21 protein-coding genes and 1 pseudogene are annotated in these 26214 nt (G+C 44.5%); 15 read left to right on the top strand and 7 right to left on the bottom strand.

Translation table 11 applies throughout. The features are described from left to right. The first annotated feature begins 10 nt into the window (after positions 1-10). From ACHZBS_RS22570 to istB, 4 genes are read left to right on the top strand one after another with little or no spacing between them, the layout of a single operon-like run. Complete coding sequence (locus tag ACHZBS_RS22570; RefSeq protein ID WP_319404670.1) at positions 11-532, top strand: hypothetical protein; 522 nt, start codon at positions 11-13, stop codon at positions 530-532. Further along, a complete protein-coding gene (locus ACHZBS_RS22565) occupies positions 492-869 on the top strand; it encodes a helix-turn-helix domain-containing protein (protein WP_319404671.1) in 378 nt (125 codons plus the stop codon). The genes ACHZBS_RS22570 and ACHZBS_RS22565 overlap by 41 nt, the downstream gene beginning before the upstream one ends. Then, positions 866-2332: an IS21 family transposase gene (istA, locus tag ACHZBS_RS22560; protein WP_319404672.1), complete on the top strand. Its 1467-nt coding sequence runs from the start codon at positions 866-868 to the stop codon at positions 2330-2332. The genes ACHZBS_RS22565 and istA overlap by 4 nt, the downstream gene beginning before the upstream one ends. Then, positions 2329-3084, top strand: coding sequence for an IS21-like element helper ATPase IstB (istB, locus tag ACHZBS_RS22555; RefSeq protein WP_319404673.1), 756 nt, complete (start codon positions 2329-2331; stop codon positions 3082-3084). The genes istA and istB overlap by 4 nt, the downstream gene beginning before the upstream one ends. Positions 3085-3199: 115 nt before the next feature. Here the strand turns inward: istB and ACHZBS_RS22550 are convergent, their stop codons facing one another. After that, entirely contained in the window at positions 3200-7792 is a 4593-nt protein-coding gene (locus ACHZBS_RS22550) for an AAA domain-containing protein (RefSeq protein WP_319408749.1), read from the bottom strand. 267 nt (positions 7793-8059) lie between these two features. Then, positions 8060-9034 (bottom strand): annotated as a pseudogene (locus ACHZBS_RS22545) (IS1595 family transposase). A 175-nt stretch (positions 9035-9209) separates the two neighbouring features. Here ACHZBS_RS22545 and ACHZBS_RS22540 point away from each other — a divergent pair. Beyond that, on the top strand, positions 9210-9365 hold the full coding sequence (locus ACHZBS_RS22540; protein WP_319408748.1) for a hypothetical protein: 156 nt from the start codon (positions 9210-9212) through the stop codon (positions 9363-9365). A gap of 222 nt (positions 9366-9587) precedes the next feature. Here the strand turns inward: ACHZBS_RS22540 and ACHZBS_RS22535 are convergent, their stop codons facing one another. Next, the gene (locus ACHZBS_RS22535; RefSeq protein WP_319408747.1) at positions 9588-10382 is read right to left on the bottom strand and encodes a hypothetical protein; all 795 of its coding nucleotides are present in this window, start codon (positions 10380-10382) and stop codon (positions 9588-9590) included. 275 nt (positions 10383-10657) lie between these two features. Between ACHZBS_RS22535 and ACHZBS_RS22530 the strand changes: the two genes are divergently transcribed. The 6 genes from ACHZBS_RS22530 to ACHZBS_RS22505 all read left to right on the top strand — a co-directional run bounded on the left by ACHZBS_RS22530 (position 10658) and on the right by ACHZBS_RS22505 (position 18123). Continuing rightward, complete coding sequence (locus ACHZBS_RS22530; protein ID WP_319408746.1) at positions 10658-10933, top strand: HU family DNA-binding protein; 276 nt, start codon at positions 10658-10660, stop codon at positions 10931-10933. Positions 10934-10980: 47 nt separating this feature from the next. Next, on the top strand, positions 10981-13761 hold the full coding sequence (locus ACHZBS_RS22525; RefSeq protein ID WP_319408745.1) for a winged helix-turn-helix domain-containing protein: 2781 nt from the start codon (positions 10981-10983) through the stop codon (positions 13759-13761). Further along, positions 13758-14816 carry a 5-methylcytosine-specific restriction endonuclease system specificity protein McrC gene (gene mcrC, locus ACHZBS_RS22520; protein WP_319408744.1) on the top strand — a complete coding sequence of 353 codons (1059 nt, stop codon included), beginning with the start codon at positions 13758-13760 and terminating at the stop codon, positions 14814-14816. The genes ACHZBS_RS22525 and mcrC overlap by 4 nt, the downstream gene beginning before the upstream one ends. Further along, positions 14813-16021, top strand: a complete 1209-nt coding sequence (locus tag ACHZBS_RS22515; RefSeq protein ID WP_319408743.1) for a Shedu immune nuclease family protein — start codon at positions 14813-14815, stop codon at positions 16019-16021. The genes mcrC and ACHZBS_RS22515 overlap by 4 nt, the downstream gene beginning before the upstream one ends. A 160-nt stretch (positions 16022-16181) precedes the next feature. Next, complete coding sequence (locus ACHZBS_RS22510) at positions 16182-16961, top strand: DUF1353 domain-containing protein (RefSeq protein WP_319408742.1); 780 nt, start codon at positions 16182-16184, stop codon at positions 16959-16961. Positions 16962-17448: 487 nt separating this feature from the next. Beyond that, positions 17449-18123, top strand: coding sequence for a hypothetical protein (locus ACHZBS_RS22505; RefSeq protein WP_319408741.1), 675 nt, complete (start codon positions 17449-17451; stop codon positions 18121-18123). Between the two features lie 369 nt (positions 18124-18492). Here ACHZBS_RS22505 and ACHZBS_RS22500 read toward each other — a convergent pair whose 3' ends face one another. The 3 genes from ACHZBS_RS22500 to ACHZBS_RS22490 form a co-directional block, all read right to left on the bottom strand. Beyond that, complete coding sequence (locus tag ACHZBS_RS22500; protein ID WP_319408740.1) at positions 18493-18723, bottom strand: hypothetical protein; 231 nt, start codon at positions 18721-18723, stop codon at positions 18493-18495. After that, on the bottom strand, positions 18689-19603 hold the full coding sequence (locus ACHZBS_RS22495) for a hypothetical protein (protein ID WP_319408739.1): 915 nt from the start codon (positions 19601-19603) through the stop codon (positions 18689-18691). Before ACHZBS_RS22495 ends, ACHZBS_RS22500 begins: the two co-directional genes overlap by 35 nt. Positions 19604-19679: 76 nt before the next feature. Then, positions 19680-20720 (bottom strand): hypothetical protein, encoded by a 1041-nt coding sequence (locus ACHZBS_RS22490; RefSeq protein WP_319408738.1) that lies wholly within the window; start codon positions 20718-20720, stop codon positions 19680-19682. 165 nt (positions 20721-20885) lie between these two features. Here ACHZBS_RS22490 and ACHZBS_RS22485 point away from each other — a divergent pair, with 165 nt between their 5' ends. After that, positions 20886-21218, top strand: coding sequence for a helix-turn-helix transcriptional regulator (locus tag ACHZBS_RS22485; RefSeq protein ID WP_319408737.1), 333 nt, complete (start codon positions 20886-20888; stop codon positions 21216-21218). A gap of 200 nt (positions 21219-21418) precedes the next feature. Here the strand turns inward: ACHZBS_RS22485 and ACHZBS_RS22480 are convergent, their stop codons facing one another. Continuing rightward, positions 21419-22921 carry a hypothetical protein gene (locus ACHZBS_RS22480; RefSeq protein WP_319408736.1) on the bottom strand — a complete coding sequence of 501 codons (1503 nt, stop codon included), beginning with the start codon at positions 22919-22921 and terminating at the stop codon, positions 21419-21421. A 91-nt stretch (positions 22922-23012) separates the two neighbouring features. On the opposite strand from ACHZBS_RS22480, the gene ACHZBS_RS22475 reads away from it, so the two are divergent. From ACHZBS_RS22475 to qatB, 3 genes are all read left to right on the top strand, one after another. Continuing rightward, complete coding sequence (locus ACHZBS_RS22475) at positions 23013-23288, top strand: HU family DNA-binding protein (protein ID WP_319408735.1); 276 nt, start codon at positions 23013-23015, stop codon at positions 23286-23288. A 46-nt stretch (positions 23289-23334) separates the two neighbouring features. Further along, positions 23335-25311, top strand: a complete 1977-nt coding sequence (gene qatA, locus ACHZBS_RS22470; protein ID WP_319408734.1) for a Qat anti-phage system ATPase QatA — start codon at positions 23335-23337, stop codon at positions 25309-25311. Positions 25312-25613: 302 nt separating this feature from the next. Next, a complete protein-coding gene (gene qatB, locus ACHZBS_RS22465) occupies positions 25614-26183 on the top strand; it encodes a Qat anti-phage system associated protein QatB (protein WP_319408733.1) in 570 nt (189 codons plus the stop codon). Positions 26184-26214: the final 31 nt, after the last annotated feature.

Raw genomic sequence — 26214 nt, 5'->3', positions numbered from 1 at the left:
GCTGCGACCGATGCCAGGGATTAAGCGTAAAAAATGTTGTCATTGCCATATCTTATTCGTTCCCGATCCTCGAAATAGAGATAGACAACGCTACTGCCGCCAACCTGAATGCCGCAAGGCCAGCAAGGCTGCCAGTCAGAGGCGATGGCTCCAAAAACCAGACAACCGCGATTACTTTAGCGGGCCGGAGAATGTGCAACGGGTCCAACGCTGGCGAGACGACAACCCTGGCTACTGGCTCCGAAAACCAAAAATCACCTCCGATGCGTTACAAGATCCCTTGATCCAACAAACTCTTGAAACAATTGATAATAATACCGATTTTGCAGACAATGCGTTACAAGATCTCTTAACGCGACAACCTTCCGTATTAATTGGCATTATTGCCCAATTAACCGGGTATGCGTTACAAGATGACATCGTCATGGCCGCCCGTCGCATGCAACAATTCGGCAACGATATCCTTAACCCCCAATGTGAAGGAGGCCGCCATGGTAGCCAAACAACCCATTTGCCCCGACCGTATCCGTAGAACACCCAAACGGTTCAGTTGGCTCGATCACCGCCTGGTCAGCGACCACTATATTGATCGCTGTACCCATGCTGCTGCGGCGCTGTACCTGTTTCTGGTCACCGTAGCCGATGCCAGGGGGATGAGCTATTACTCTGCCCGAACCCTGGCCCAGCGTCTGGCCATGGATGAGCACACCTCGGTCCGGACCCGGGACGAACTGGTCGACATCGGCCTGATTGCCTATCGAAATCCGTTGTATCAGGTCCTGGCCATCGATGCCGAACCAATCAGGCAGACCGGCACCCTCCAATCCGTTGAACAGATTTTCAAGCACCTCGGGGAGGGCAGACAATGATCGATTACGCCCTTTTCAGCAAAATCAGGCATCTGAACCAACACGACGGGTTGACCGCCCGACAGATCGCCCGGGAACTGGCCATGGACGTGAGAACAGTCAAAAAATGGCTCGACCAAACGCGGTTCAGACCCAGACAAAGTTCCCCGCGAGCCAGTAAGCTCGATCCTTTCAAAAGCGATATTGTCCGTCTGCTCCAAGCCCATCCCTACACGGCAATCCAGCTTCTTCAACGCCTGCGTGAGCAGGGCTTTAAGGGCGGGTATTCCATCGTCAAGGAGTATGTCCGCAAGGTCAGACCGCCGAAGACCCGCGCCTTTCTCACCTTGTCGTTTGCTCCGGGGGAGTGTGCCCAGGTGGACTGGGGTTCCTTTGGTGCGGTTAATGTCGGTTCCACCCGCAGACGACTGAGCTTTTTTGTCATGGTCCTTTGCTACAGCCGTATGATGTATGTCGAGTTTACCGTCTCCCAAACCATGGAGCATTTTTTGGGATGTCATCAAAACGCCTTTGAGTTCTTCGGCAGGGTTCCCCAACGAATCATGGTCGACAATCTTAAAAGTGCCGTGCTCAAGCGCATTGTGGGAACGGCGCCGGTGTTCAACCCCAAATACCTGGACTTTGCCAATCATTACGGTTTTACCATCGCGGCCTGCAATGTGGGCAAGGGCAATGAAAAAGGGCGTGTGGAAAACGGTGTCGGCTATGTAAAAAAGAACCTGTTGGCCGGATTGGATATCTCCGATTTTACCGCGATTCATCCGGCAGCCCGGCACTGGCTCGACACGGTGGCCAACGTGCGCATCCACGGCGAGACCCGCGAGCAGCCGATTGTGCGTTTCGAAAATGAGCGGGCCTATCTCAATCCGTTGCCCCATCACCGGTTCGACATCGCCACCGTCTCCCAGGTCCGGGCATCGAGCCAGTTCCGCGTGGCACTCGATGCCAACCGCTACTCGGTGCCGGCCGAGTATGCCGGCCGACAACTGACGTTGAAAACCTATCCCGATCGGATTTGCCTTTATTATGACAACAAGCTGATTGCCCGCCACGCTCGCAGCTATGACCGCCATCTGGACATCGAAGATCCGGATCACCCCAAACAGCTTTTGCTCTGGCGCAAGAAGGCCCGTGAACAGAAAATCGTGATGCGCTTTCTCTCCTTGTCGCCCCAATCCGCGCTATACTATCAAAAGCTCGAACAGCGTCGCATGAACCCCTATCATCATGTGCAGAAAATCGTCGCCCTAAGCGAAATCTACAGCCCAGAAGCCGTCGCCAGAGCGTTGGAAGACGCTTTTACCTTCCAGGCGTTCTCCTGTGAGTATATTGCCAACCTGCTCGAACAGCACACACGTTGTCTGCCAAAACCCGGCGCTTTGCATCTGACCCGCCGTGAAGATCTGTTGGACTTGACGGTGGAATCGCCCGATTTGAGCATCTACCAAAAGGAGAGACCATGACTGACACGCAACTGCCGGACCCTCCCCTTGAACTCAACCTCAAATACCTGAAATTGCCGTTTATGCGTGAGCACCATCATCCGCTGGCCCAAAAAGCCGCCAAAAACAGTTGGTCGCACGAAGACTATCTGGAGAAACTGGCCGACGGCGAAGCGGCGTTGCGAAAAGATCGTTCCACCAAACGTCGCATCAACCAGGCACGCTTTCCGGTGATTAAAACGCTGGATCAGTTCAATTGGACATGGCCAAAAAAAATCAACCGCCTTCAGGTTCAGCAACTGTTCCGGTTGCAGTTTGTCAAGCAGTCGGCCAATGTCATTTTCTTGGGTGGCGTGGGACTCGGCAAAACCCATTTGGCGTCCGCCTTGGGCTACGAGGCCTGCCTCAAAGGATATACGGTGCTGTTTGCCACCGCCATCGATGTGATCAACACGCTTTCCGCGGCCCAGGCGGCGGGAAGAATGAAACAGGAACTGAAAAAATATACTCGCCCATCACTGTTGATCCTCGACGAACTGGGCTTTTTACCCATCGACAAGGCCGGAGCCGACCTTTTGTTCCAGGTTATCAGTCAGCGCTATGAACAGGGCGCCTTAGTAATCACGTCCAACCGCGCCTACAAGGACTGGCCGGAAATCTTCAACAACGACAGCACGCTTACGTCGGCCATTCTCGACAGATTGCTGCACCATGCCGAAACCGTTCTCATCCAAGGAAAAAGCTTCCGGATGAAGGAACAAATCGAATTATGATGGTTGTGTAAAAACGTAGCCGGGCTCACTCGAAATGGGTTCCGGCAACTGAAATCCTCATTGGTTGGATCATGCAATTTGAAATCGCCAAAAATAGAACATTTTCAGACCGCCGCTAACACTCAGGTTCTTCGACAACATAGGACTCGACCTCCTCCTCGAAAACCTCAGTATCAATTTCACCAACAATCCGATGATCAGAAACTCCACATACCTCAGTTGTTTTAAAACCGATGGGATCGATTTTTAGGGAATCCAGCTTTGTGATCAGGTCATTCAGGCATTCATCCTTGTCGGAGATATAATTTGACCCCCAACACCGCCAAAATATCCAACCCATGCGTTCAAGCGTTCTCTGACGCGATATGTCCTCAAGCCAGCGCTCAATACCATGGTACTTGTCACCATCAAGCTCCACGGCAAGCCTTGCATCATCAAGGCCCTCAACAACCAGATCGATTCTGTAATTGCCAACATGTACCTGTGGCCTGACACGATAACCGCGGCCCGTCAGTTCATCAAAGACATCCCTTTCAAAGTCCGACTCACAAAGGTCCCGAAGTTCTTTAATTTCTTCGCAGCCCTGCAATGATGGGTTTGTAAAATGATCAACCAAACGAGCCCGAAGATCGTTTTCGGTAATATCCGTTCGCTCAAAACTGCGAAATACGTAAAGGCGGTCCCTTGCGCGAGAGGCCGCAACATTAAAGCGCTGTTCGTAAATTCTGCCTGTTTGCGCCTGAATCCTTCCAGCTGCCACCATGCTGATCATGACAATGTCGGCTTCCTTGCCCTGAAAAAACTTGGCATCACCACACTGGATCCTGTGATCCAATATTTTGTCTTCCCCGAGTTCAGAAAGAAGTAAATTTTGGATGTGTTGTGCCTGTTCAAATCCAAGGAGGGAAACCACTCCAATCGACCGTTTTTCAAATCGTTTATCACTGGTGACCCTTTCAATTTCAGCAACTATTGCCCTTGCTTCAGGCTTGTTGATTTTAGACCTTCCCTCACGGTAGCCGCCAGGGATGTAAATATCGATAAGCGGCGGATCAAGTCGCTCAGAGGGCTTCGGAATCCTTATGGGCCTTAGCTCCCCCTCGTAAAACTGTTTGTTGGAAAATTGAATGATCGGTTCAACACACCTGAAATGTTCCCGCAAACGGATCACATCGGTTGCAAAAACAGTATTGCATAGATCATAAATTGAGCTGCCCGGTAAAAACAGATGACCATAGGGTAGCGCCTTCAGGTGTTTATCGCGTAAATACAGAATATCAGCTTCTTTCCGGGCAACATCTGATGGGCTAACCTGTTTATCATCACCTACCACCAGGATTTTTTGCCCGCGGATGAGCGATGGCAATGCGTATGCATCGCTTTGTGATGCCTCGTCAATGATCACTAAATCGAATGAGCCAATCTCGGGTGGAAGGCTTTCGGAAACTCTCCAGTGTGGCATAATCCAGCATGGAATTGCCTGGTTAGCGACCTTCATGGCTTTTCTGGCATCTTCACGGAATCTCACCGAACGGATTCCAGTGCCTTTGCCGATTTTTTGCAGTGCAGTGAGGTAATTTCTCAAAGCTGCGCTTACCTTGCCAGTTATGTTATTCTTAAGCTGCGCCCAGGTAAGCAACTCGACCAGCTTCAAATTGGCTTTTGATAAGTCAGACTCAGCCTGAATTCGTTCAGTTGACAGTTTCCTAAATTGGTCCCTGCCATCAATTTGTTTCAGGTAGCTGACACTTCTTGCCCAATCCCACGCCTGTTTCCAGTCATTTGGAATGCGATTAATTTCAGATCCATCATAAGGCTCACTTCTTAACTGTTTAGCCCACCTAACAGCCCCTGAATCTTCAATCAAACTTGATACTTCGGCAACCGTTTGAAAATCGTCTTTCAGATTCGCCAAAGTCTCAAGCACCGTTTGGAATGATGCCCATTTCGTGACAATCTCATCGTTGGGGATATCTCCATTTCCAAGATCTGTGGTGAGAAATCTAATAATCTCCTTAACGACTGGACCAGTAAATGGACTTAAACGTTGAAGTTGTAAGTTTTTGTCATTTTGTGCAGCCTTTAATGCATTGAGTTTTTTGTGGACCTTTAGCACCGTAACTGAATGCTGAAATTCAAACAGATCGTTTTTCAAAGAATGCGGATTAAAGCTGCCGGGAAACAACGATTCAAGCGTTTCAAAATAGTTCGGATAAAAGTCTTTCTCGATGACTCTAAGATTTGATATTTTTTGACAGACTCCTTTAAGAAAGGAAACGGCTGCAATCCCGACATCATTTGCTTCAGGTCCGTTAAATTCATCCTTAAGACCATTCCACCGTGTGACGATTTTTCTGATGTCCTGCAACAAGCCAATGTATTCCTCGATTTTACACCAATGTTCAGCTGTAGACGGCACGACGCCTTCAATTTTTACCTGTGAAAGCTTAATTTTTGTATCTTTCTTGCCGATCATTCCAAAGATTGATCGCTTCGATTCGGCTTTTTGTTTTACGGCGGTTGCAAACTTTTCGTCTAATTCAGCATCGTCTGGTATTTCAATGGGCGTATCAAGGAATTCCGATCGTTTTTGATCAATGACTTTAAAATCTTTGATCAGTTTGGTCAAAGACGCGCAAACTGGAATATCATCATCCCCAGCAATGCTTTTCCGCCATAATTGTTGTACGCTTTGACACCATGGATGATCAAACGAATCGGAGATCACAATTTCTGCCTTGATGGCCCTGTTTAATGCGCTTTCAAGGCGTTTCATATTGTCAGATGAAACTATGGTAAGCTCCGGTATTCTGCTATTTTTTATACTGTCGGCTACATGAGAGGCTTGTACGAGGTTTTGATGCACATATGAGATCTCATCAGTTGACATCAAAACATCTGGCTCCGGATACTTGTGGGAAAGATAAATAATGTTGGCACTTAGATTTTTCCGGGCTTTTTGCAGCTTGGAAATACTGTCAGCATCAAAACGCGGTGCAAATTTATCATCAGGTCCGAGGACATCTGGAAACCAACCATATTGTTCTTTTCCTTCAACGATCCGAACAGCCAAATCTTTCGGTTGAATTTCTTCCTTCAGAAATGGCACCCTATCCAGTTGGTTTTTAGCAAGCCTCTTGATTTTGGCATCTATTGTGGCAATGCGTTCATAAAGCAAATCGACCCGATCTTTAAAATGGGCGATTTCCAATTCCAGTGCTGATAAATTGAGATTGCTAACCTCCGATGCGATACGACGCACCGATTGCTCAAGAAGCTTCAGACCCTCCCTGTCGCTTGTGAGCAAACCAATTGTCAGATCTCTTAATTCTTGCGGAATGTGATCTCTTAAAACGGCAAGCTGTGCCTCTTTTTGAGAGGTGACAAGCACTCTTTTACCGTTAGCGAGAAAATGGCTTATTATGTTGGCAATGGTATGTGTCTTACCGGTACCTGGAGGCCCTTGGACAACCATTCCATCTGCCTGTTCAAGTCGTTCTGCGATTGAAACCTGCTCTTGGTTAAAGGGTTTGGGGAAATATAAATTCTCAGCGTCATTGACACCAGTGCCACTGGCCCAAGACTCAAAACCCAACGATGAAATGCCTCGATAATTTATTTTCTGCCGCTCGATGATTACATCATCGGGCTCCGTAACCAATATACCGCAGCTTGCAGGTAACGACTCGGCACTGTCAATTGACGACCTGATCCGCTTAATATCTTCGGCAATAAAATTGGTTTTTCGCTGCCGAATGAACAGGACCCAGGTATCCGTCATAACCGGGTTCGGCTCTGCCATTGGAAGGCTGCGATCATTGCGATCTTTGTTTATGTCCGGGTAAAAAACGCCCTTACTGCTTATATTCGCCGATAAATAGTGGAGGATGGACTTAAAGGACTCTGGAATAAACGGATTGATTTCCGTGTCCATATCCATCAATAAATCATCTACATGCTCTTCAAGATCAGCTATATTGGAAACATCAAATTTTTGGAGGTATTCAATTTCAGATTTTGGCGCTCTATTCGTAGGGTAAATTGTTATGATCTTTGATTCCGGGTCAAGAACTGCTTCGACTGACTTTGTTATAAGGGGGTAATTGATATTTGCACCAGGGGCCTTCCAACGCAAAATTCCCATACCAACAACAAGTTCGAGCACTTGCTCAGTGCTGTGGTGCTGAAATCGAAACAAGTCCTCGTACAAACCGATGGTAAATCTTCTCAGTTTCTCCTTTTCAGACCACGGCACCCACTGATTTTCAACGTATTGATCGAAGGCATCTTGAACCTCTGGAGCGTCATCCAGATTCAACACGATAGTTGAATTGCCATTTTGTGGGTCAAAAACTTCTTTTTCAGCAGCTGAGCTGGATGCAAGCACAACAATTGTTAGTTTTAAAATTGGTTCCCTGTTAGGGTCTTTTTTAAGATCTATCCAATCGGTTAAGACATCAGGTGGGGTTGGTGGCAATGTTGGATGCAAACGATTTATACGAAACCAGGCTTCCGCAGGGTTTTCATCAGACCAGTAATCAACACCTGGTAAACTAACAAACTGGTGTTCGTACACAGCCATTGCTTTATGACTGTTGATATCGAATATGGGTTTCCTGTCTAATCGCTCAAGGTTTTCAAGATAGGTGAAAACATGCCCCAAGTTATCTTTAATCAACCCGAGCTTATCAGAAGCGACAACCGCCATCAATATACCCCCGATCCGCTCGTTTCTAATAGAATCTTAACAAGATACATTGCCACAGACTTAAAGATATCGGCATTTTGCCGCCTCAAATGTGATATAAATGGGAAAACGCACTGAATGAATAAGGGAATTATATGGTTAGTTAGCAGGGCAATTGGTGGAATTCAACTGCTTTTATGCTATGGCTCAAAATGGACTGGTTTAGCCGTACAGGCTCTTTCGTTTCCTAAACAAATAGAATCTTGACTAATAAATTTTTACGGTTCTCTATGAAGCTCCAGTTGTCACGAAATACTCAGAGATGGGGTCAATATCCCACGGAACCTCTGGCCAGGATATGGGGGGTGTCTTCAGCGCCTGTTGAACGATACGCATGAACTTTTTGCCGATGTTTCTCGATTTGCGGCGATTGAATCGGAACACATACTCGTCAAGATAGTTTTGAAGGTATTTCGGTTCGAATCGCCCCTGGTAAGTTCCTCTGACCAGTCGTTTGATCAGGGTCGTCACCAGATGGACACCATATAGTTTTTCGAAATCCCTGCTTTTGCTTTGGTTCGTTATTTCGTGTCGATACTGCTCTTTACCAATGATGTTATAGCCTTGCCAATCGTCCGTAGCGATGGTCGAACCGGGCTCGATATTGTCGAGGATGAAGGTTTCCAAAGAAAATCCCGAGCAATCCAGGGCGACATGCAAACGAATGCGACCCATTCGTTTTTCGATGTCTCACCGTTCCACGGCAATCGCAACAATGGATTTGCCTTCAGCCCCCCGTCCCCGTTTGCCTGGGCGTTGGCCGCCGATGAAAAACTCATCGACCTCGACGCGGCCGGAAAGCTTTTCACGCTCCTTACGAATGGTGCAGCGCCGGAGCTTTTGAAGCCAGGTCCAGGCGGTGCCGTAACTGCCGAAGCCCAGCAGTTCCTTAAGGTTCGTGGCATTGATGCCTGATTTGCGGGTCGTGAACCACCACATGGCTTTAAACCAGTAGGTGATCGGTTTTTTGGAACTGTCCATAATTGTGCCGGCCGTTAAGGAGTGTTGATGTTCGCATTGGGTGCAAATATACAGGTTTCTTGAACTCAACCAGTACCGTGTGTGGCCACATTTTTTGCACACAAAGCCATCGGGCCATTTTTGTTGGAACAGATAATCGAAACAGGCATCCGGTTGTGAAAAACGTTGATCGAATTCGATTTCAGATTTTGGGAAATCCTCTGCAATGGTAAAATCAGTCATAGTGGCCTCCTGTTTTGGGTTATAAGGCCACGTTACCACGTGGCTGTGACAGATCCGGTCACAACCAATCAAACTGGAGCTTCATAGAGAACCGTATAAATTTTAAGGATCTACGTTTTTGCAGATTCCCTCTCTCCATTTTCCACGCAGACCCACAACCAGGAGCACCGACCGCATGAACAAGCTTGAGTTGGTCCAGGCATTGAAAGACGCCACCGAACTTTCCAGAACTGAAGCTGCCGCCGTTGCTGACATCTTTTTGGTGGAATGGCCGATGCCCTGGCCAAAGGAGGCCGTGTTGAAATCAGGGGATTGTGTTCGTTTTTCTTGAAGGAATACTATGGACATAATCTGGTTAAGGGAGGTGTGAAAAATATAACAATTTGGGGATTCAATGTACAATTGATTCTACAGGTTATAATAATGTGCTTGACAAGAAAATTATTTCTTAGTATTTTTTCAATTATCTGGAAATGGTTGTACTCCAGAACTTAACCCAGAGAGTCAGCGCACAACGGACGTAATATCTCCTTGGAGGTAACTCCCGCGTGCGCTACATTTTTTTGTGGGCTACTGCAAAATAACGTTCCGGCTTTTCAACAAAATTCAGATATACCTTAAACACGCGTTCCTGCAAATCTCGTCGACTTTTAAAGGATAATTTATTTGGCCAACTCGGCCGTTCCTTCGTTATAAGATGCTTTTCGTCTAAAGTGTCGATTAGCGCGTGAAGAACAACTCCGTACACTAAAACTCTTTGTCTCTTCGATTTATCTATCAGGTCTTCCAGTATATCTTTCAGAGGAATATACCACTTTTGTAAGTCTTTTGAATATAGATATGATTCGACAAATTCATAAAACGTCAGTTGTCTTAAGTCATCACTGTCTCTACATATTATCGACTCTCCGATACCTCTTTGCCAAGATCTCTCAATTATGCTTGTCCTTTTTCCATCCAGTGTTTTTATAAATTCAAAAAGTTTTCTTCCTCTTTCGTCTGATCGTAAATTAACGAACTGGCTTTCTATTTTTAAAATTTGAATTCGAGACCAAAATTGAGCAAATAAATACATTAGTGTCAACAAAGGTTGTTGTGAAATAAAATCATCATTCGAAGATTTTTTGTCGATTAATTCCTTGAAATCTCTTTTTGCCAAACTCAAAATTTTACCAACCAAATCGTCGGCAGATTTTAGTATTGACTCAAGATGCTTGTCGATTATTTCCTTTGCTGTTCGGTCAGCGTCTGATTTTCTAACATAAAAGAGGTATAAATGTTCGATTGCGGTAGATATTACACCTCCTCCTATTGCTGCAGCTAACAAATCATACCATGTTGCAGCCATGCACAATCCTCCTTTTTCAGCGGAAATTTTTAGCACCATTCCGCTGCCCATCAATCTAACCCACTTACGAACGGTTATTGCGATCTTATGGTTTGGCGTGGTTAGTGTCAACATCAGACAGGAAAATCACATTTAATTCAGCGGCCTCACTGCCTTACTGTCGCTTTTGCAGATAACCAATCAATTTCTTGACATAATTCCACCTTCAGGTCTATCCTACCCAAGATCCCCACTCTCCATCCCCATACAGACCCACAATTAGGAGCGCCGATCACATGAACAAGCTCCAACTGATCCAGGCATTAAAGGACGCCACCGACCTGACCAAACCCGAGGCGGCCACTGTTGTGGACACCTTTTTCAATGGAATGGCCGAAGAGCTTGCAAATGGAGGACGAGTGGAGATCCGGGGATTGTGCTCGTTTTTTGTAAAGGAATACGGTGCCTACACTGGGCGCAATCCAAAAACTGGGGAACGGGTCAAGATTAAACCGAAGAAGCTGCCATTTTTTAAGGCGGGGAAGGAATTGAAGGAGCGGGTGGATCGATAAAATTAGAGATAGGATTATTTAATTTATCAAATCTGAGGTAAATTTTAATGCCGATACCAAGTTATCAATCTTGCATGCTGCCACTTCTGAAAATTTTGGTCAAAGGACAAACCTTTTCACTGAAAGGAGCTATAGAAACCTTATCGGAACAGTTTGAACTGACACTGGATGAAATAGCTCAACTGCTCCCAAGTCAACGGCAAGGTGTATTTGAGAATCGTGTTGCATGGGCAAAGACATATCTTAAACAAGCTGGCCTTATAGAGTATCCCAAACGCGGACAAATGCGGATCACCGATGAAGGAAAGCGCGTCATTAAATCAGGGATTGAAAATATAGATACTAACTTTTTGAAACAGTATCCTTCGTTCCAAACTTTTTTAGCACGAACCAAATCCATGGATGATCAATCATTAGACCAGATAAATCCTGAAGATCTCGACGAACTGCTTCTTGAGTTTGCCGATATCGCTAACGAATGGTTCGCAAAACGTACGTTCGTGGTTAGCTATTGGAAGTTTATTAACAATTTCTTTAAATCAGAAAATTTAAAAAATGCTGAATGGTCTGAAATACAGAAACTCGGTGATCATATCCATTCACTGGGTACAAACGCATTGGCAAGAGCACGCGCATTCGGCAATGAAAACTACCCCATCCAACAATACCGTGACAGCTTTCTCAAAATAGCACACGGCGAGGGCAGCGTTGAAGAACGGATGCGTTGGTTTTTAACAGATGATTCGGCAACAAGTAAATATCTCGGTGCAAGCTCGGTCGGTGAGTTTTTTGGACAACTCTATGCCGATAACCATGTATTCTTTAACAAGCGCGATGAAGAAGCTGCGGAATATCTGGGGATTGATCCTGGTTTCCAGCGAGGCGATGATGCTGCCCGTCGTTTTGCGCGATTCAATCAAGCGATCCAACCAATTTTCGAATCATATAGCAGAATAGTGGGAAAGAGAACCGACGTCCCTATTGGATTGGAAGTGGATCAGTTTTTCAGTTGGCTTTATGAGACAAAGGAGTTGGGAAAACGAATACAACAAAAACATAACACAAAAACCGTTTGGGAATTCGCTCCTGGAGCAGGCGCTGTTTATTGGGACGATTTTTATAGTGATGGCGTCGCAGCTATAGGGTGGAATGAAGTTTCAGATCTCCACAAATTCAAAACCAGAGAGGAAATTTCAGCAGCAATAAAACGTGAAAAAAATCCAAGCACAGAGCCCAGAAATGATAGTTTGGCTATGTGGCAGTGGTATAAAGAAGTGAAGCCAGGAGATACAATCCTTGCAAAGAAAGGTCGGCGTACCATTATCGGTGTAGGCATTGTTATGAGTGGCTATGAATATCGCCCTACTCGAACCGATTACCATCATGTTCGACAGGTCAAATGGGAAAAGAAGGGTATATGGAATCTGCCTCAAGGCATGAATCTTACAATGAAAGCTCTGACCAATCTGACTCCTTACCCAGATCATGTAGCCAAATTGATGTCAATTATTGGCGAACCAACCCCCCCCCCATCTAAAAAACGCTACTGGTGGGTCAATTGCAATCCGTCTCGATGGGACGTAGCAAATGCACCAATTGGACATCGAGAGAGGTTCGTATCAATTAATGAGAGTGGGACTAAATGTAGAATATTCAAATACTTTGAAGAAATCGACGTTGGAGACGAAATCCTTGCCTATGTGAGTTCGCCTATCCGTCGGGTTACGACTCTTCTTAATGTAACGAAAGCTTTAGACGAGGACGAATATTTCGAATGCGAGATAGTTCAACAATTTGATGTGCAACCTCAATGGGAGGAATTGAAAAAAGACGAACAACTCTCAGAATGCGAGCCGCTCTTGAATAATCAGGGAACTCTGTTTTCATTAACAGACGATGAATTTATAGAGATCAGGGAACTAACAGAAGGAATCTTGCCCCCGATTAAACCTCCTTATCTAATAGAAGATGCTGTCAAAGATCTTTTCATGGATGAGAATATATTTCGAGGAATTCTTGATCTTCTGCAAAGTAAGCGAAATGTGATTTTACAGGGTCCGCCAGGCGTGGGTAAGACCTATATATCTAAGCGCATCGCTTTTTCGTTGATGGCTGAAAAAGACGAGGGAAGGGTGCGGATGGTCCAATTTCACCAATCCTACAGCTATGAGGATTTTGTCCAAGGTTTACGCCCGAATTTAAGTGGTGGGTTTGTGCTTAAAAATGGTATATTTTATCAGTTCTGCGAAAGAGCTCGAAATGATGATCGGCCCTACGTTTTCATCATAGACGAAATCAATCGAGGCAATCTTTCAAAAATTCTTGGTGAGTTGATGATGCTTATCGAGAACGACAAACGCTCTCCACAATATGCGATTCCGCTTGTATATCAGGAAGAAAGTGACATTGATTTCTACGTTCCCCCCAACGTCTATATCATTGGACTTATGAACACTGCGGACAGATCGCTTGCTATGGTTGATTACGCATTGAGACGCCGTTTCTCATTTTTCGATCTGGTGCCTGCATATGGTAAAGACAAACTAAACCAGAGACTCTCCGAAATATGCGGCGATGGACTATGTCAAAGAATCACAGAAGCTTTTCTTGAACTAAATCGCAAGATCGCAGCAGATACCGACAATTTAGGTCCTGGCTTTTTAATAGGTCACAGCTATTTCTGCTTGGAAAAAACCGCCCTTCTCGATGGACCTGGGTATCGGCGTATCATTGATACAGAGATTGCCCCGCTACTTCGCGAATACTGGTTCGACCAACCAAAAGTAGCCCAAGATTGGATGGAAAGACTCACGGCAATAGCTGGATGATTCCAATCGAAAACATATATTATCTTCTCTGCTATGCCTGGAATCATTTTGACGAAGGCGAGATGGGTGACATAGCATCCACTGAATTCAATAACGCCTTGGATCTTTTAGCTTGCGTTCTTTATCGGGGAGTAAGTCGGCTCCTAAAAAAAGGACTGGACAGAGGATACGTGGAGCAAGAAGAAGCGCTTGGTTTCATACATGGTCGAATTGATTTAAACTATACCGTGCTGCATGGATTGCAACACAAAGGGCGGGTGAGATGCAGATTCGATGAATTGATACATGATGTCTTGCACAATCGGATTATCAAAAGCACTATCCGGAGGCTTCTCTACGCAGAAGACCTTGACAGTTCGTTAAAGGAAAAACTTCGAGGAATCTACCGGAGATTACAAGGCATTGAAGAAATTCGACTAAAACCATCAGTATTTTCCGATGTGATTTTTCACAAAAATAACCGCTATTATCGATTCCTGCTACACGTTTGCGAGCTAATTGTCTCGTACACAATGCCAAGCGAACATAAAGGATCTTACCGTTTCATAGATTTTTTGAGTGATAAAAAACGAATGTGGCAAATTTTTCAGCAGTTCATCTTTAACTTTCTTGTAAAAGAACAATCGACCTATAGTGTAAAAGCTGATTGCTTGGATTGGCCAGCTGAGGCCATCGACCAAGAGCGCCACGATGATCTCAAATTCCTTCCAGTTATGTATACGGACATAAGTCTCCGTTCCGGCCAGCGAACTTTGATTATAGATACCAAATATTATGCAGATGCGTTAAAATCTAATCGTGGTGGGAATCCTAAAGTGAATTCTGCTAATCTCTATCAAATTCACACATACCTTAGCAGTTTGGAAATGAAAGATTTTCCGGACAAAGTTGCGGAAGGTCTGCTTCTTTATCCGGTCAATGGTTATCAGGTTGATTTGGCATGGAAGATCTGTGGACATAATATCCGAGTAAGGACACTTAATCTTGGACTCGATTGGAGAAGCATTCATAAAAGCATTCTTGAAATCATAGATATTTCGGAAACTTATTCATGATTAAGTTTGTCGTAAATGGGAATCTTTTGCTGCTGTCATACATCCCAGAACGGGCGCCCCAATGGGTGGCCCGAAGCTTTGTCCAAGGGAAACCTGTAACTATTAGAAGATGCTTTCACCTAAAAGCTGAAGACTTGCTTCAAACAATTGATTCTGAATGGTACGATGACCACGAAGAAGATGAAGAATATGTATTCATTTTTGGTGAATTATTAAGCGACTCTTACTTTAAAATTAATAGCAACATTGTTGCTACTGAAAACACCTTCTATCTACATCGAAGCATGCCTATTACACCTGACCTGTTCATAGCGTATCGCGATATATCAATCCTTAGAAAAATTGACAAATTGGTTAAAGAAAATCTTTATATAGGGGGAGATCGAGAGGATGCGATGCCTGAAAGCGCTTACATAGAACTGATCGAAAAGTTTCCGAACAGCTATGAACTTACTAAATATGCCTCAGCACGAGTTGGCGCATGTTTGAGAGACTACTTTGAGACTGCGAGCGACACAGAGCTTATATTTCAAAAATACATGAACAAAAAAATTTATCCTTCAGACAGTGATATAATCAATACAGTGCGACCGAACGAACTCGCCAAGTATGAGATGCTCCTTGAGAAACTCGAACGTATGTTAGAGAATGAATGTTCTTCGTATAGCGAGAATAAATGGCAGAACGAAATCCTTGATATTATTCGTCTGCTTTACCCAAAGTACATAAAAGCCTTTAAAAATGTGCAGGTTAAGGATCAGATTGATAAAAATCGATATATTGACATCTTGCTCGTAGATTCATGTGGAAACATCGATATCATAGAAATTAAGCGACCATTCGAAAATTGCATCGTTTCGAAGATCCAATACAGAGATAACTATATTCCGATGAAGGAACTATCCGGCACCATCATGCAGTTAGAAAAGTACATTTTCTATCTGAACAAAATTGGACATCGAGGTGAGAAGCTAATTTCGGAACGCTATAGAAAAGAATTACCCAAAGGATTACAACTTAAGATAATTAATCCTAAGGGAATCATTATTATGGGGCGCGAAAATATGCTTTCCCCCTTTCAGCGAGATGATTTCGAAATAATAAAGCGAAAGTATAAGAGCGTCATTGATATAATTTCCTATGATGACCTCTTGACACGTTTGCGATTCACGATTTTGCAATTGCAGGAAGGTGTTGATGATTAAAATTCATTTTCGAATTTATGGAATTCAAAACAATTCTAACTAAGGGTTCAAATTCTAAATTTCGGTTTTCAGCTTAAATTATTTTGAGCCAATATTCATCAATGTTTCGATATCGAACATGATATTTGCGGGCATAATATTCGTGTAGAGGAAACGATTTATGAAAACTTCAGCTGCAGTGCTATTAACAGTTTCCCTCTTTCTATTTTCCTGCTCCCATAAGACTTATCAGGACACCGCTGTTGGTAAGTTTGAAGGAGTAGTAGAAGTCCGTTGGCTCGAACCTGACCGGTTCCTGTTTGTTCCTAATAAGAATAACCCTTTACGGTTCATTACAGCCAACGCCACCCACGTTATCAAGCCTAATGCAATGTACACAGACGGTGGATCAATTCCTCGTATTTTCTGGTCGATTCCAGGCTACTCTCCTTGGGGCCTTGCTCCCGCCTATATCATCCATGACTGGATTTTTGTCACTCACCACTGTGGAATTGCAGGTTATGAAAACATTTCTTTCGCGGATTCGTCTCGGTTAATGGGGGAAAGCATCAAAACCCTGATGGAAGAAAATATGGTTCCAAAAGACGAGGCGCTGTTTTTTAACGTGGTTGCAGCTGTAAAAACACCAATTGCTGAGAGGATCTGGGACAATGGCGAGTGTGATCTACCAACGGAACAGTTGGCATACGGAACTGTTGGCGACATCAAGCCTTTATTAGCCCGCGAATCTGAGAAAATAAAGCTACAGATAGAAAATATGGAAAGCGATATGCAGGCTACTTCCGATATGATGCTCAAACAAAAATATGCAGCAGGTGCTCAAAATCTAAGGAAAAAACTCAAGCAGGTAATTCAGATTTCAAATATGACCACCAATCTGCCTGCTAACGAACCTGCTACAAAATTGCTCTTCACAATTGATATGAGCAAATCAAATTAGTAAATTCAGGTCATGGTTTGTTTTTGATGATGATTAACCATGATTCCTAATCGTCGTTCATCAGGAATTCCAGAACAAAACAGGGGGGGTAAAATGACCAATCTTACAGGCCCACAGCCAGACATAAAATTCTGTCCAGTGTGCAAATCGGATTTGAAAAATATTCCCCGAAATAAAATGAAATCGTCAGGATATAAAAGAAAAGATGGTACGGTAGCGGAGCACACACATACATATGACTGTGTGAGCTGTGGAAACCGTTTTGAAATAAATCAAGATAGATAAGATATGCTATTTATCTTGGTTCAATAGTGTTTTGGTGTGCATGAAGTGCATGACCCCAAAAAGGAACTTTTGGATACACACCAATACAATCATATCGTTTTGGCAGATTAAAATATTTGGATGAACAGCTTTATTTTTTCGTTACTGCGATCAATGGGAAAGGTTCGGTAACATTATGGCTAACCTACTACGGGGGAATACAATGAAGGCTGACAAGTTGATAGTCGCGTTAAAAAAGAAGTTTAAGTCTCCCACTGACACGGCCTTAGCCAATTGTCTCGGGATTACAGCGGTTACGCTTAATCGATGGCGCAAAAATGATGATATATCTACTTCACAACTTGCAAGCCTTATACATCGTTCTGTGGCTAAATGTGAGAGGGAAGCCAGGCTATTCTCGATTCGACCAATTGTCGAATACTATGAAATTGAGGCTTGTGATTCCTTGAGGGGTGCAAAGTATGAGATCTTCGACACAAAGCTCAAAAAGAACAAAAGATACAGGGCTATCAGAAAAGTCTTAGAAAATTCGAATGGTATCTATGTGTTCTATGATTCTCAATGCAAGGCACTTTATGTCGGAAAGGCAAAGAATCAGAGTCTGTGGCAGGAAATGAACAACGCATTTAACCGCGAAAGAGAAACGCAGAAATTGCTTACTGTCAACCATCCATCTACTGGTCAGAGTTTCTCCCCAGCCTTCGAACAGCCCCGTCAAATAGAGAATACATATTTCTTTCTCAACGATTTAGCACATTATTTTTCTGCATATGAGATTAACAATGATCTGATTGACAACATCGAGGCAATGCTGGTGCGTGCATTTGCAAATACGGTATTGAATGCTCGCATGGAAAAAATTAAATTGCGACAATAGCATCCACATTGATTGAACAGGACAACGATTATACTGCCGATCCACTGTTACCCTGACGCAAAAGTTCATCTGAAATCAGCAACAAAAATAAATCGGTTGCGAACAAGTTCACTCGTTTAAAAAGTACTGATTACACATCGAGAATCTTCAAGCCCCATTTCATTTATTCTGGGCCTATCCTCCTCCAGCTAAGCAGGAAATTTTGGGAAAAAGCTTTTCGTTTTTGAGTACGAAATTTTAGAACAATAAGAAGTGCGCCCTAATACTACAGATTGTGTTCTGAGATTGAGATGTATTTCGTTTCTCCGAGCTCTTTCCCCGCTTAGGCGACCCAACAACTCCAAACGAATGGCGATAGTTCACATTAGATTACGGCAACTTTACCGATTCGTAGAAATCCTCCATATACACCAACCCATCCGGCAGTTTCCGATTTCTGGTCCTAAAAAGGGCGGTGAAAAAGGATTCCTTGCGGGCTACAATAGTCGAATAGTGTCCACTTTCGCCAATCACTTCCCTGGGCATGACGATGGCACGCCTTTTCCCGAACAGCCGCAAAATGCCGTCAAGAATGTTTCGTTGGGGCAGTCGTATGGTCATCTGGTTTTTTCACACCTTGTTCTGAAAATTGACCGGTGATTTTCCATATGGTTGACTGGTGTTCCGTGAACTGGCCTCCGATTGACAATCCCTCCCCTTTGACCGAAGCATTCAAGTCGGTGGTGATTCCGTAGTTTTCCTGATAGGTCACGTTCAGAGCAAAATTCCTGAGACCATGATGCAGCCTGCCCTGACTGATCATCTGCCAGGTGGGTTCAAAGGGATACCAGGCGACTTTTTCAGGCATTTGAGGATTGCCTTCCGGATTCAGGTTCGCTTCGAACAGGAACGATTTCTCCGTGGTGTTCGTACGAGAGGTGCTGGCCCCACAATCATCGGCAGACAATACCTTGGCATTGGCGGTTATTTCGGCACCCCATCCTATCACCCGCTCGGCTTGAATTGTTTCTGCGCCCAATGCCATCAGAATATTGACGATTTCGGTAAATTTGGATTCGAGTGTCATGCGATGGAAATCGGCCAGTGAAAAATAGTGCAGCGGATCAACCGGACTTCCGACATAGACGCATTTTTTCTGTGGATGCCCCGGAGGAAATACCAGCCCATTGGCATCGGAATAACTGACGGTCCGGATATTGATCTCTTTTTGTCTGAGTTTTTGGATGCCCTTATAGATGCCCACCACGAATTCCACACCAAGGCCATAAACGGTAATCCTGGGGGCGATCAGGGCGATGGCATCGATGGCAGAATTCCACCATGAGATGGACTTATCCTTGGATTCTTCCTGCCTGGCCTTCTGCATGGCCTCCAGTTCGGTCTTTTTAACGTCATCCGGGACGATGACGATCAATTGCCTTTCCGAATAAGGCAGTTCCGCCACTCCGGCTGGACACAACAACCCATTATCTCCTGTCATATCCGCTGGCTCCTTTCATCGGGCGATTGTTGACGCTTGAATGCTGCCTGCTCTCTATGTGTAGTAGTTGTGAAGATTATAGTTCCACATAAACCGCATCAAATACCGGGGCATATTTTTCTGTACCGATAGTCGTTGTGTATTTGTACAAATCAACAAATTTTCCCAGAATTTCCAGCTCACCGCCTATTCTAAAATTCTTTTCACCGGCAGAATCTGTTAACCGAAAAACAAAGTATTTAATATCGCCCAATATAACTCGTTGAACAATGTAAAGATCGCCATCTTTAGACTCAAGTTTACCAGAAACATAGTAATATTTCATGGTTGGCTTAACCGGCGGCATTTGTATAAGGTTGAACCCATTCTGTGCATCGTAATAAATCTTGGCGTTTTCGAATGTATCGACTGCTTCTTTACCTGACTTGATAGATGCGATATGATCCTGCTGTTCTTTCTTGGCTTTTTCAGTGTTCGCTATAAATATCGCGGTCTTTTCGGTGTAATAAGTTTCCAAGAATTTATCGAAATCACCAATAAAATTTAGCACTTTATCTTTCTCTGTTTCCGGCAAACTCGGTCTGAAATGCATGAATAGGCTTTTTATGCTTTGTTGGATATCTGCCGTGAGTTTTTCTTCGTTGGTGTGATAATCCTTAAGTCCATTCTTGAAGCTATAATATTTGGCAATTTTTGCGAACAAACTGCGCATATCGTCATATTCATCCGTATCTATCTCAATTTTTTCATTGAGGCCATAATCCTTCACCAAGAATTTCCGGAGCATCTTAACATCTCCAGGTCCCCAACCATCTCCCCATTGATTGTAGTTCGGATCGTATTCCGTTAGATCCAGGAAATCGAAGAAGTCCATTGTTTCTGCAAAATTTGAAAAATCAGGATATTCTATCAAAATGGAGTCCATTTTTTTATGGACATGCTCAAAAAACCATTCCCTCGTATATTCCACTTCCTTGGCGACAGTCGTGACCTTTTCTTCCTCATGTGCAAGGCCCTTAACATCAAGCGCGAACAGGGAAGAAGCACTTATTAAAATTGTCAGGCATACTACTGTAAGCAGCGTGATGAGGAACGCATTTTCAATCTTCTGAATCATTTAACCCTCCTTGTTCATTGACGTTTTTCAATTAAGGTCGGCGATAAAACGATATTCCTATTTGGCCGATTACCACCTATAAGGATTTTTTTCAATATTTTTACGCCATACAGAAGCCTGTAAGGTCCTGTCACCTTCATTTATAAATAGCTATGGAGGCAACAAATGGACCCTGAAGATGTAAAAAAGAGATTAGGATTGCGGTTTAAGCAGGCACGGTTAACCAAAGGACTGCGGCAGGAGGATGTGGAGCAGTTGGGGATTAACTTCAGGTATTATGGAAAGATTGAACGCGGGCTTGTCAATCTGACCTTAAGCACCCTACTGAAATTATGTGACATCTTCGAAATCACACCGGCTGAGCTTTTTTCATTTCTGGAAGGTGAAAAGGTCTCTGAAGACAGGGAGGCCGTGACCATGGAGATTACAAAGCTGTTCAGACAAAAAAGCGACGCCAAGGTAAAAAAGCTGAGGCTGTTTTTAGAGGAATTATTATAGACCCTGCCGATACTGTCAGTTATAGGGAATTTTCCAGCAGACCAAACCGCCGGAGGCTACGTCCACTATGTAATTACTGACGTTGTGGTGGTCATCCGAGAATTCAGGCTCATGGTTTTGGAATTAATTAGAGTGTAAAAGGCTACCCAGTGTCAGGAACTATAGTATTGAATATTAAACAAAAAAATCAAATAGCATTGTCAACGTGTGGGATAGCCAGCCATCATAATTTTCTCATATCCTTCTAATAAAATTTTTCGGTCTACTTTTGACCATTCGAACTTTGAATTGATCCACCTCTTGGATAAATGAACACGTCTGTCCATCTGGTCAGCAAGTTTTGGTGACCAAATCGCAGTTATTTTTGGAATGCCTTTAATCGTTGCAAAAACAGGATATAATGTGGAATCAATCCCAAGTCGCACAATTATTTTGGCAACTTCAAACAGCCCCCCTTCCAGAGGTCTTCTATCTTTCAATGATTGCTCTAAGTTTATGCGCACATCAAAACGTTCTCTGAGAGTTTTTATGCTTTTATCAATATTCTCCTGTATTTTCAGAATATCACCAGGATCCTTTAACATTCTAATTGTGGTGATATCTGATATTAAGTCCTCATATTTATCGACGAACTCATTGTCGAACAAATCCTGCCTTAATTGCAATATTTTTTCAAAGGAGAGTTTGTTGATATGTTCTTCTCGAATTCGGTAGATCGGTGATGTGGCTGCAATGACACTCTCAGTGAAAATGTCCCAAAAAATTCTCTCATCATTTATTGCTAAAAGTTCACCATCCGTTAAGCTGCAAATATTTGCATCGGGTAGATGAGGATCTGAATTCACTACCATTGACCCAGATAATCGATACAAGAGATTTCCGAAATTGCTTAATACGTTCTGTTGCTTGATTGGTAAATCCTCAGAGGCTTTCCATATATGTTCGCGTTGGAAATAGGTGGAGGTTTCATCAAACATAAGCAACAACGCGGATCGGAATTTCTTAATCTGGTCATCTGTGATTTCAGAATATTTTCTCAGAAATGAATTTGGATCCTCAAGCTCTGAAAAGAAAGTTCCTTTGAACCAATTTGAATTTTCAGTCAGATTCCAGGGAACAACATGGGTTACACACTCTTTGAATAGCGAAAGATTGTCCGATGAATACCCTTCCTTTTTATACCTGCCAAAGAAAGCTTCTACATCACTATATTCATCTCTGAGCGCCGGTACTATAATTCCACCGTGGACTGCCTCGGATATGCCACCAATATTTTTTACTATTCTTGCAATATGATCATGGAACAAAGCAGAAGCAGCAATAACAACATACTTTTTTGTCAAAAGCTGTAGTTTGAGTTTATTCAGTACTATATGTTCGTCGAAGGCGGGGTCGTGGGGATCGATATCGGTGAAGTACGATCTCGGTCCCTTTAATTTTTTTGATTTGAGCTTTTTCATAAGTTCCCCGTTTTTTCCATTGGAGGAACGGAAATTGAGCTGCGTTATGATGCCATGAATTTGTTTAAATTGAAATAGTTGGATGGAATCCTGGCCATTTTCCCAATCACGTGGGCGAAAAGCTATCGGATGTAATATGCATGTTTGATCAGATAAGAACGGTCCCGGATAATCCTCGATTTCATCTGATCTTTCATTAACGAAGCCGTATATTAAATCGTCAGAAGATAGATAACCGATCAATTTCTTGACATAATTCCCCCATCAGGTCTATCCTACCCAAGTTCCCCACTTTTCATCCCCAGCACAGCCCACAATCAGGAGCGCCGAACGTATGAACAAGCTTGAGCTGATCCAGGCATTGAAGGACGCCACCGACCTGACCAAACCACAAGCCGCCGACGTTGTAGACACCTTTTTCAATGAAATGGCCAAGGAGCTTGCCAAGGGAGGGCGGGTCGAGATCCGTGGATTGTGCTCTTTTTTCGTGAAGGAATACGATGGGTATACCGGACGCAATCCAAAAACCGGGCAAAAGGTCAAGATCAAATCAAAGAAGCTGCCGTTTTTTAAAGCGGGGAAGGAACTGAAGGAGCGGGTGGATCGTTGAGATTTGAAAATCAATTGGTCTGAGATTAAGGAGGCATCGCCGAAAAATGTTCTTAGCAGACAATGAAACCAAGATTGATCTTCTCAATAATGAGGCCATCGCCGAAACAATAATTAAGCTTGTCCGAGAGCATTCTGATTATCCCATAACCATTGGTGTACATGGGGATTGGGGTGCTGGTAAATCAAGTATCCTGGAGATGATTGAAGCCGACTTTGAGGGTGACGAAAAAGTACTTTGCCTCAAATTTAATGGCTGGCGCTTTCAAGGATTTGAGGACGCCAAGATTGCCCTTATCGAAGGCATCATCTCAGGACTCATTGAAAAGCGATCAATGTTGACAAAGACGGGCGAGGCGGTCAAATCCATCCTGCGCCGCATCGATTGGCTAAAAGTAGCTAAAAAATCAGGTGGCCTGGCTTTCACCGCTTTCACCGGCTTCCCTGCACCTGACCAGATCCAAGGTGTCATCGGTATGCTGGAGGGACTCTTTGCTGATCCAACCAAAATGGCCAATAAAGAAAATTTGGCCACCACACTCCAAGATGTAAAAGGGCTACTTAAGGCTGAGGCGGAAGTGCAGAATGTCCCTGAGGAGGTAAATTCATTCCTGAAAGAATTTGATGATCTCCTCTCGAAAGCGGGAGTCGACCAATTGATTGTGCTGATTGACGATCTTGACCGCTGTCTGCCCGACATAGCAATTGAGACTCTGGAGGCGATTCGTTTACTTGTTTTTACGTCTCGGACAGCCTTTGTAATTGCCGCCGATGAGGCAATGATCGAATATGCCGTACGAAAACATTTCCCTGACCTGCCAGACACAACAGGCCCCCAGACTTACGCTCGGAATTATCTTGAAAAGCTAATCCAGGTGCCCTTTCGAATCCCATCTCTTGGTGAGACAGAAACCCGTATTTACGTCACCCTTCTGCTTGTAGGCGCCGAGCTTGGCGAGGAGGATTATGCTTTTCGAAATCTGATTAGTGCTTCTCGCGAAAAACTGCGACGTCCCTGGAGATCTGGTGCCCTCGATGCGGCTACTGTAAAAAAGGCACTGGGCGGCAAAGTTGAGCTATCCCAGCGTGCCCTCATGCTAAGCGATCAGATAGGACCTATACTCGCCAGTGGAACTAAAGGCAATCCCCGCCAAATCAAACGGTTTCTTAACACGCTATCCTTAAGAAAACGCACCGCCGAAGCGCGAGGGTTTGGCGATGAGGTGAAATTTCCAATTTTAGCTAAACTAATGCTTGCCGAGCGTTTCATCCCTCGATTTTTTGATCAAATAGCGGAAGTTGCCGCCGCAGCACCCGATGGCAAATGCCAGGATTTATTTGATCTCGAAAGTGCTGTGCTCGTCGAAAGGTCGAAGAAAACGAACCAAAAGGGACCAGATGCCAAAGAAAATACCAAAACTGAGAGTGAAACGTCACCGTCACCGAAACTTGGGACAGTTAATTCAACTACGAGTGCCATACTGAATGAATGGCTTTCTTCACCTTCCATCAAAGAATGGGCCAATGTCCAGCCTCCAATTGGCAATGACGATCTTCGCCCCTACCTTTTCGTCGCCAAGGAAAGGAAAGATTACTTTGGTTCAGCTTCTGTTTTGGGGCATTTGGCGGCTATTGCTGATAATTTGCTCGGCTCGAAATTTGCCGTTCAGGCAATGAAAACCGATTTAAAGCGCTTAGCTCCGCCTGAAGCGATGCAAGTCTTTGAGTTGCTCCGAGGTCGAATTGTTGGGAGCGATAGCTTTGATGTAGAGCCAACTGGAGCCGCTGGCTTAGCAGTTCTTGTAAAGGCACAGCCAACTTTACAAGACAATCTGCTTGACTTTCTGGAGGCACTACCACCCGGGCGATTGGGACCTTGGGCGTGCAGTGGTTGGGAAGGTGTGATCAATACCATAGAAACGAATGACCGCTTCGATAGGGTTCTTCGATTGTGGGGGAAAAATGGTGCGGCAATGTTGAGGGTTGCAGCCAAAGGTGTATTACGCACAAGAAAAGGGGGTTAATAATGGGAACATCAGGCTCATTTGGCGGACCTGGTGGGGGGACCCCGCTTATTCCCAGCTGGTTAGACGGAAATGGAGGAAATCCTCCTGATGGAGGTGAGGATAGCTCTCCGCAAGAGAACACCCCTCCCGCTAATCCACCCATCCCACAGTTCCCACCAATTCCACCATCTGCCACGCCCAATCGATTCACCGCTGCACGCAACAACTTTTCTCGCTTTGCAAGTTCGGGAGGTCAGGATAGAGCCAGTCTTGGTCGGGCTGTATCTCACTATATTGGCACGGCATCGGGTGGTTCCCGTATGGCAGCTATGCGCATGGGTTCCTCACGGGGATCGGCTGGCAGAATTTTTGGATTTCTTTCAAATGCCGCTGACAGAGGTGCTCGTGAGGCGCTCCGCTTTCTGAACCTTGAAAACCTTGCAGGGCAGCCGATTGAACAAATTTTCACTGGACTGATGGACTACGTCTGTCCAGATGGAGGAAGCGTGGATGAAGGCATTGCCCGCCACGCCTTTATCGAAACCATTGCAGATCTTGCTGAAGAAGGTGTAACCGACCTCGACAGACTGACCTCCGCACAAATTCAGACTGTGCTTGAACTTTATGCCACTAACGCCATTGAAGCCCGCCTATGCAATGACATTGGCGCTAAAACGATCACGCTACCCGAAGACCTTCAAGAGGCAGCCAATGTACAAGCACAACTCCATGACTTCATTCGGCGAGGCGTGGCGGATGCACTGAGTTCGGCGCACACGGATACACAAAATCTGACCTCTGATCGTGTATTGGGGTTTGTGGATGGTGTCTATGAACAGGCATTCGAAATCCTATTAATCATGGGTGAGGCGGAGGTGCAAGGAACATGAGGCGACATGTCATCATTGGTCGGTTTGGACC

Source organism: uncultured Desulfosarcina sp. (assembly GCF_963664155.2).
In the GTDB taxonomy this organism is placed as follows: domain Bacteria; phylum Desulfobacterota; class Desulfobacteria; order Desulfobacterales; family Desulfosarcinaceae; genus Desulfosarcina.
This window is presented reverse-complemented; position numbering and strand designations above follow the sequence as displayed.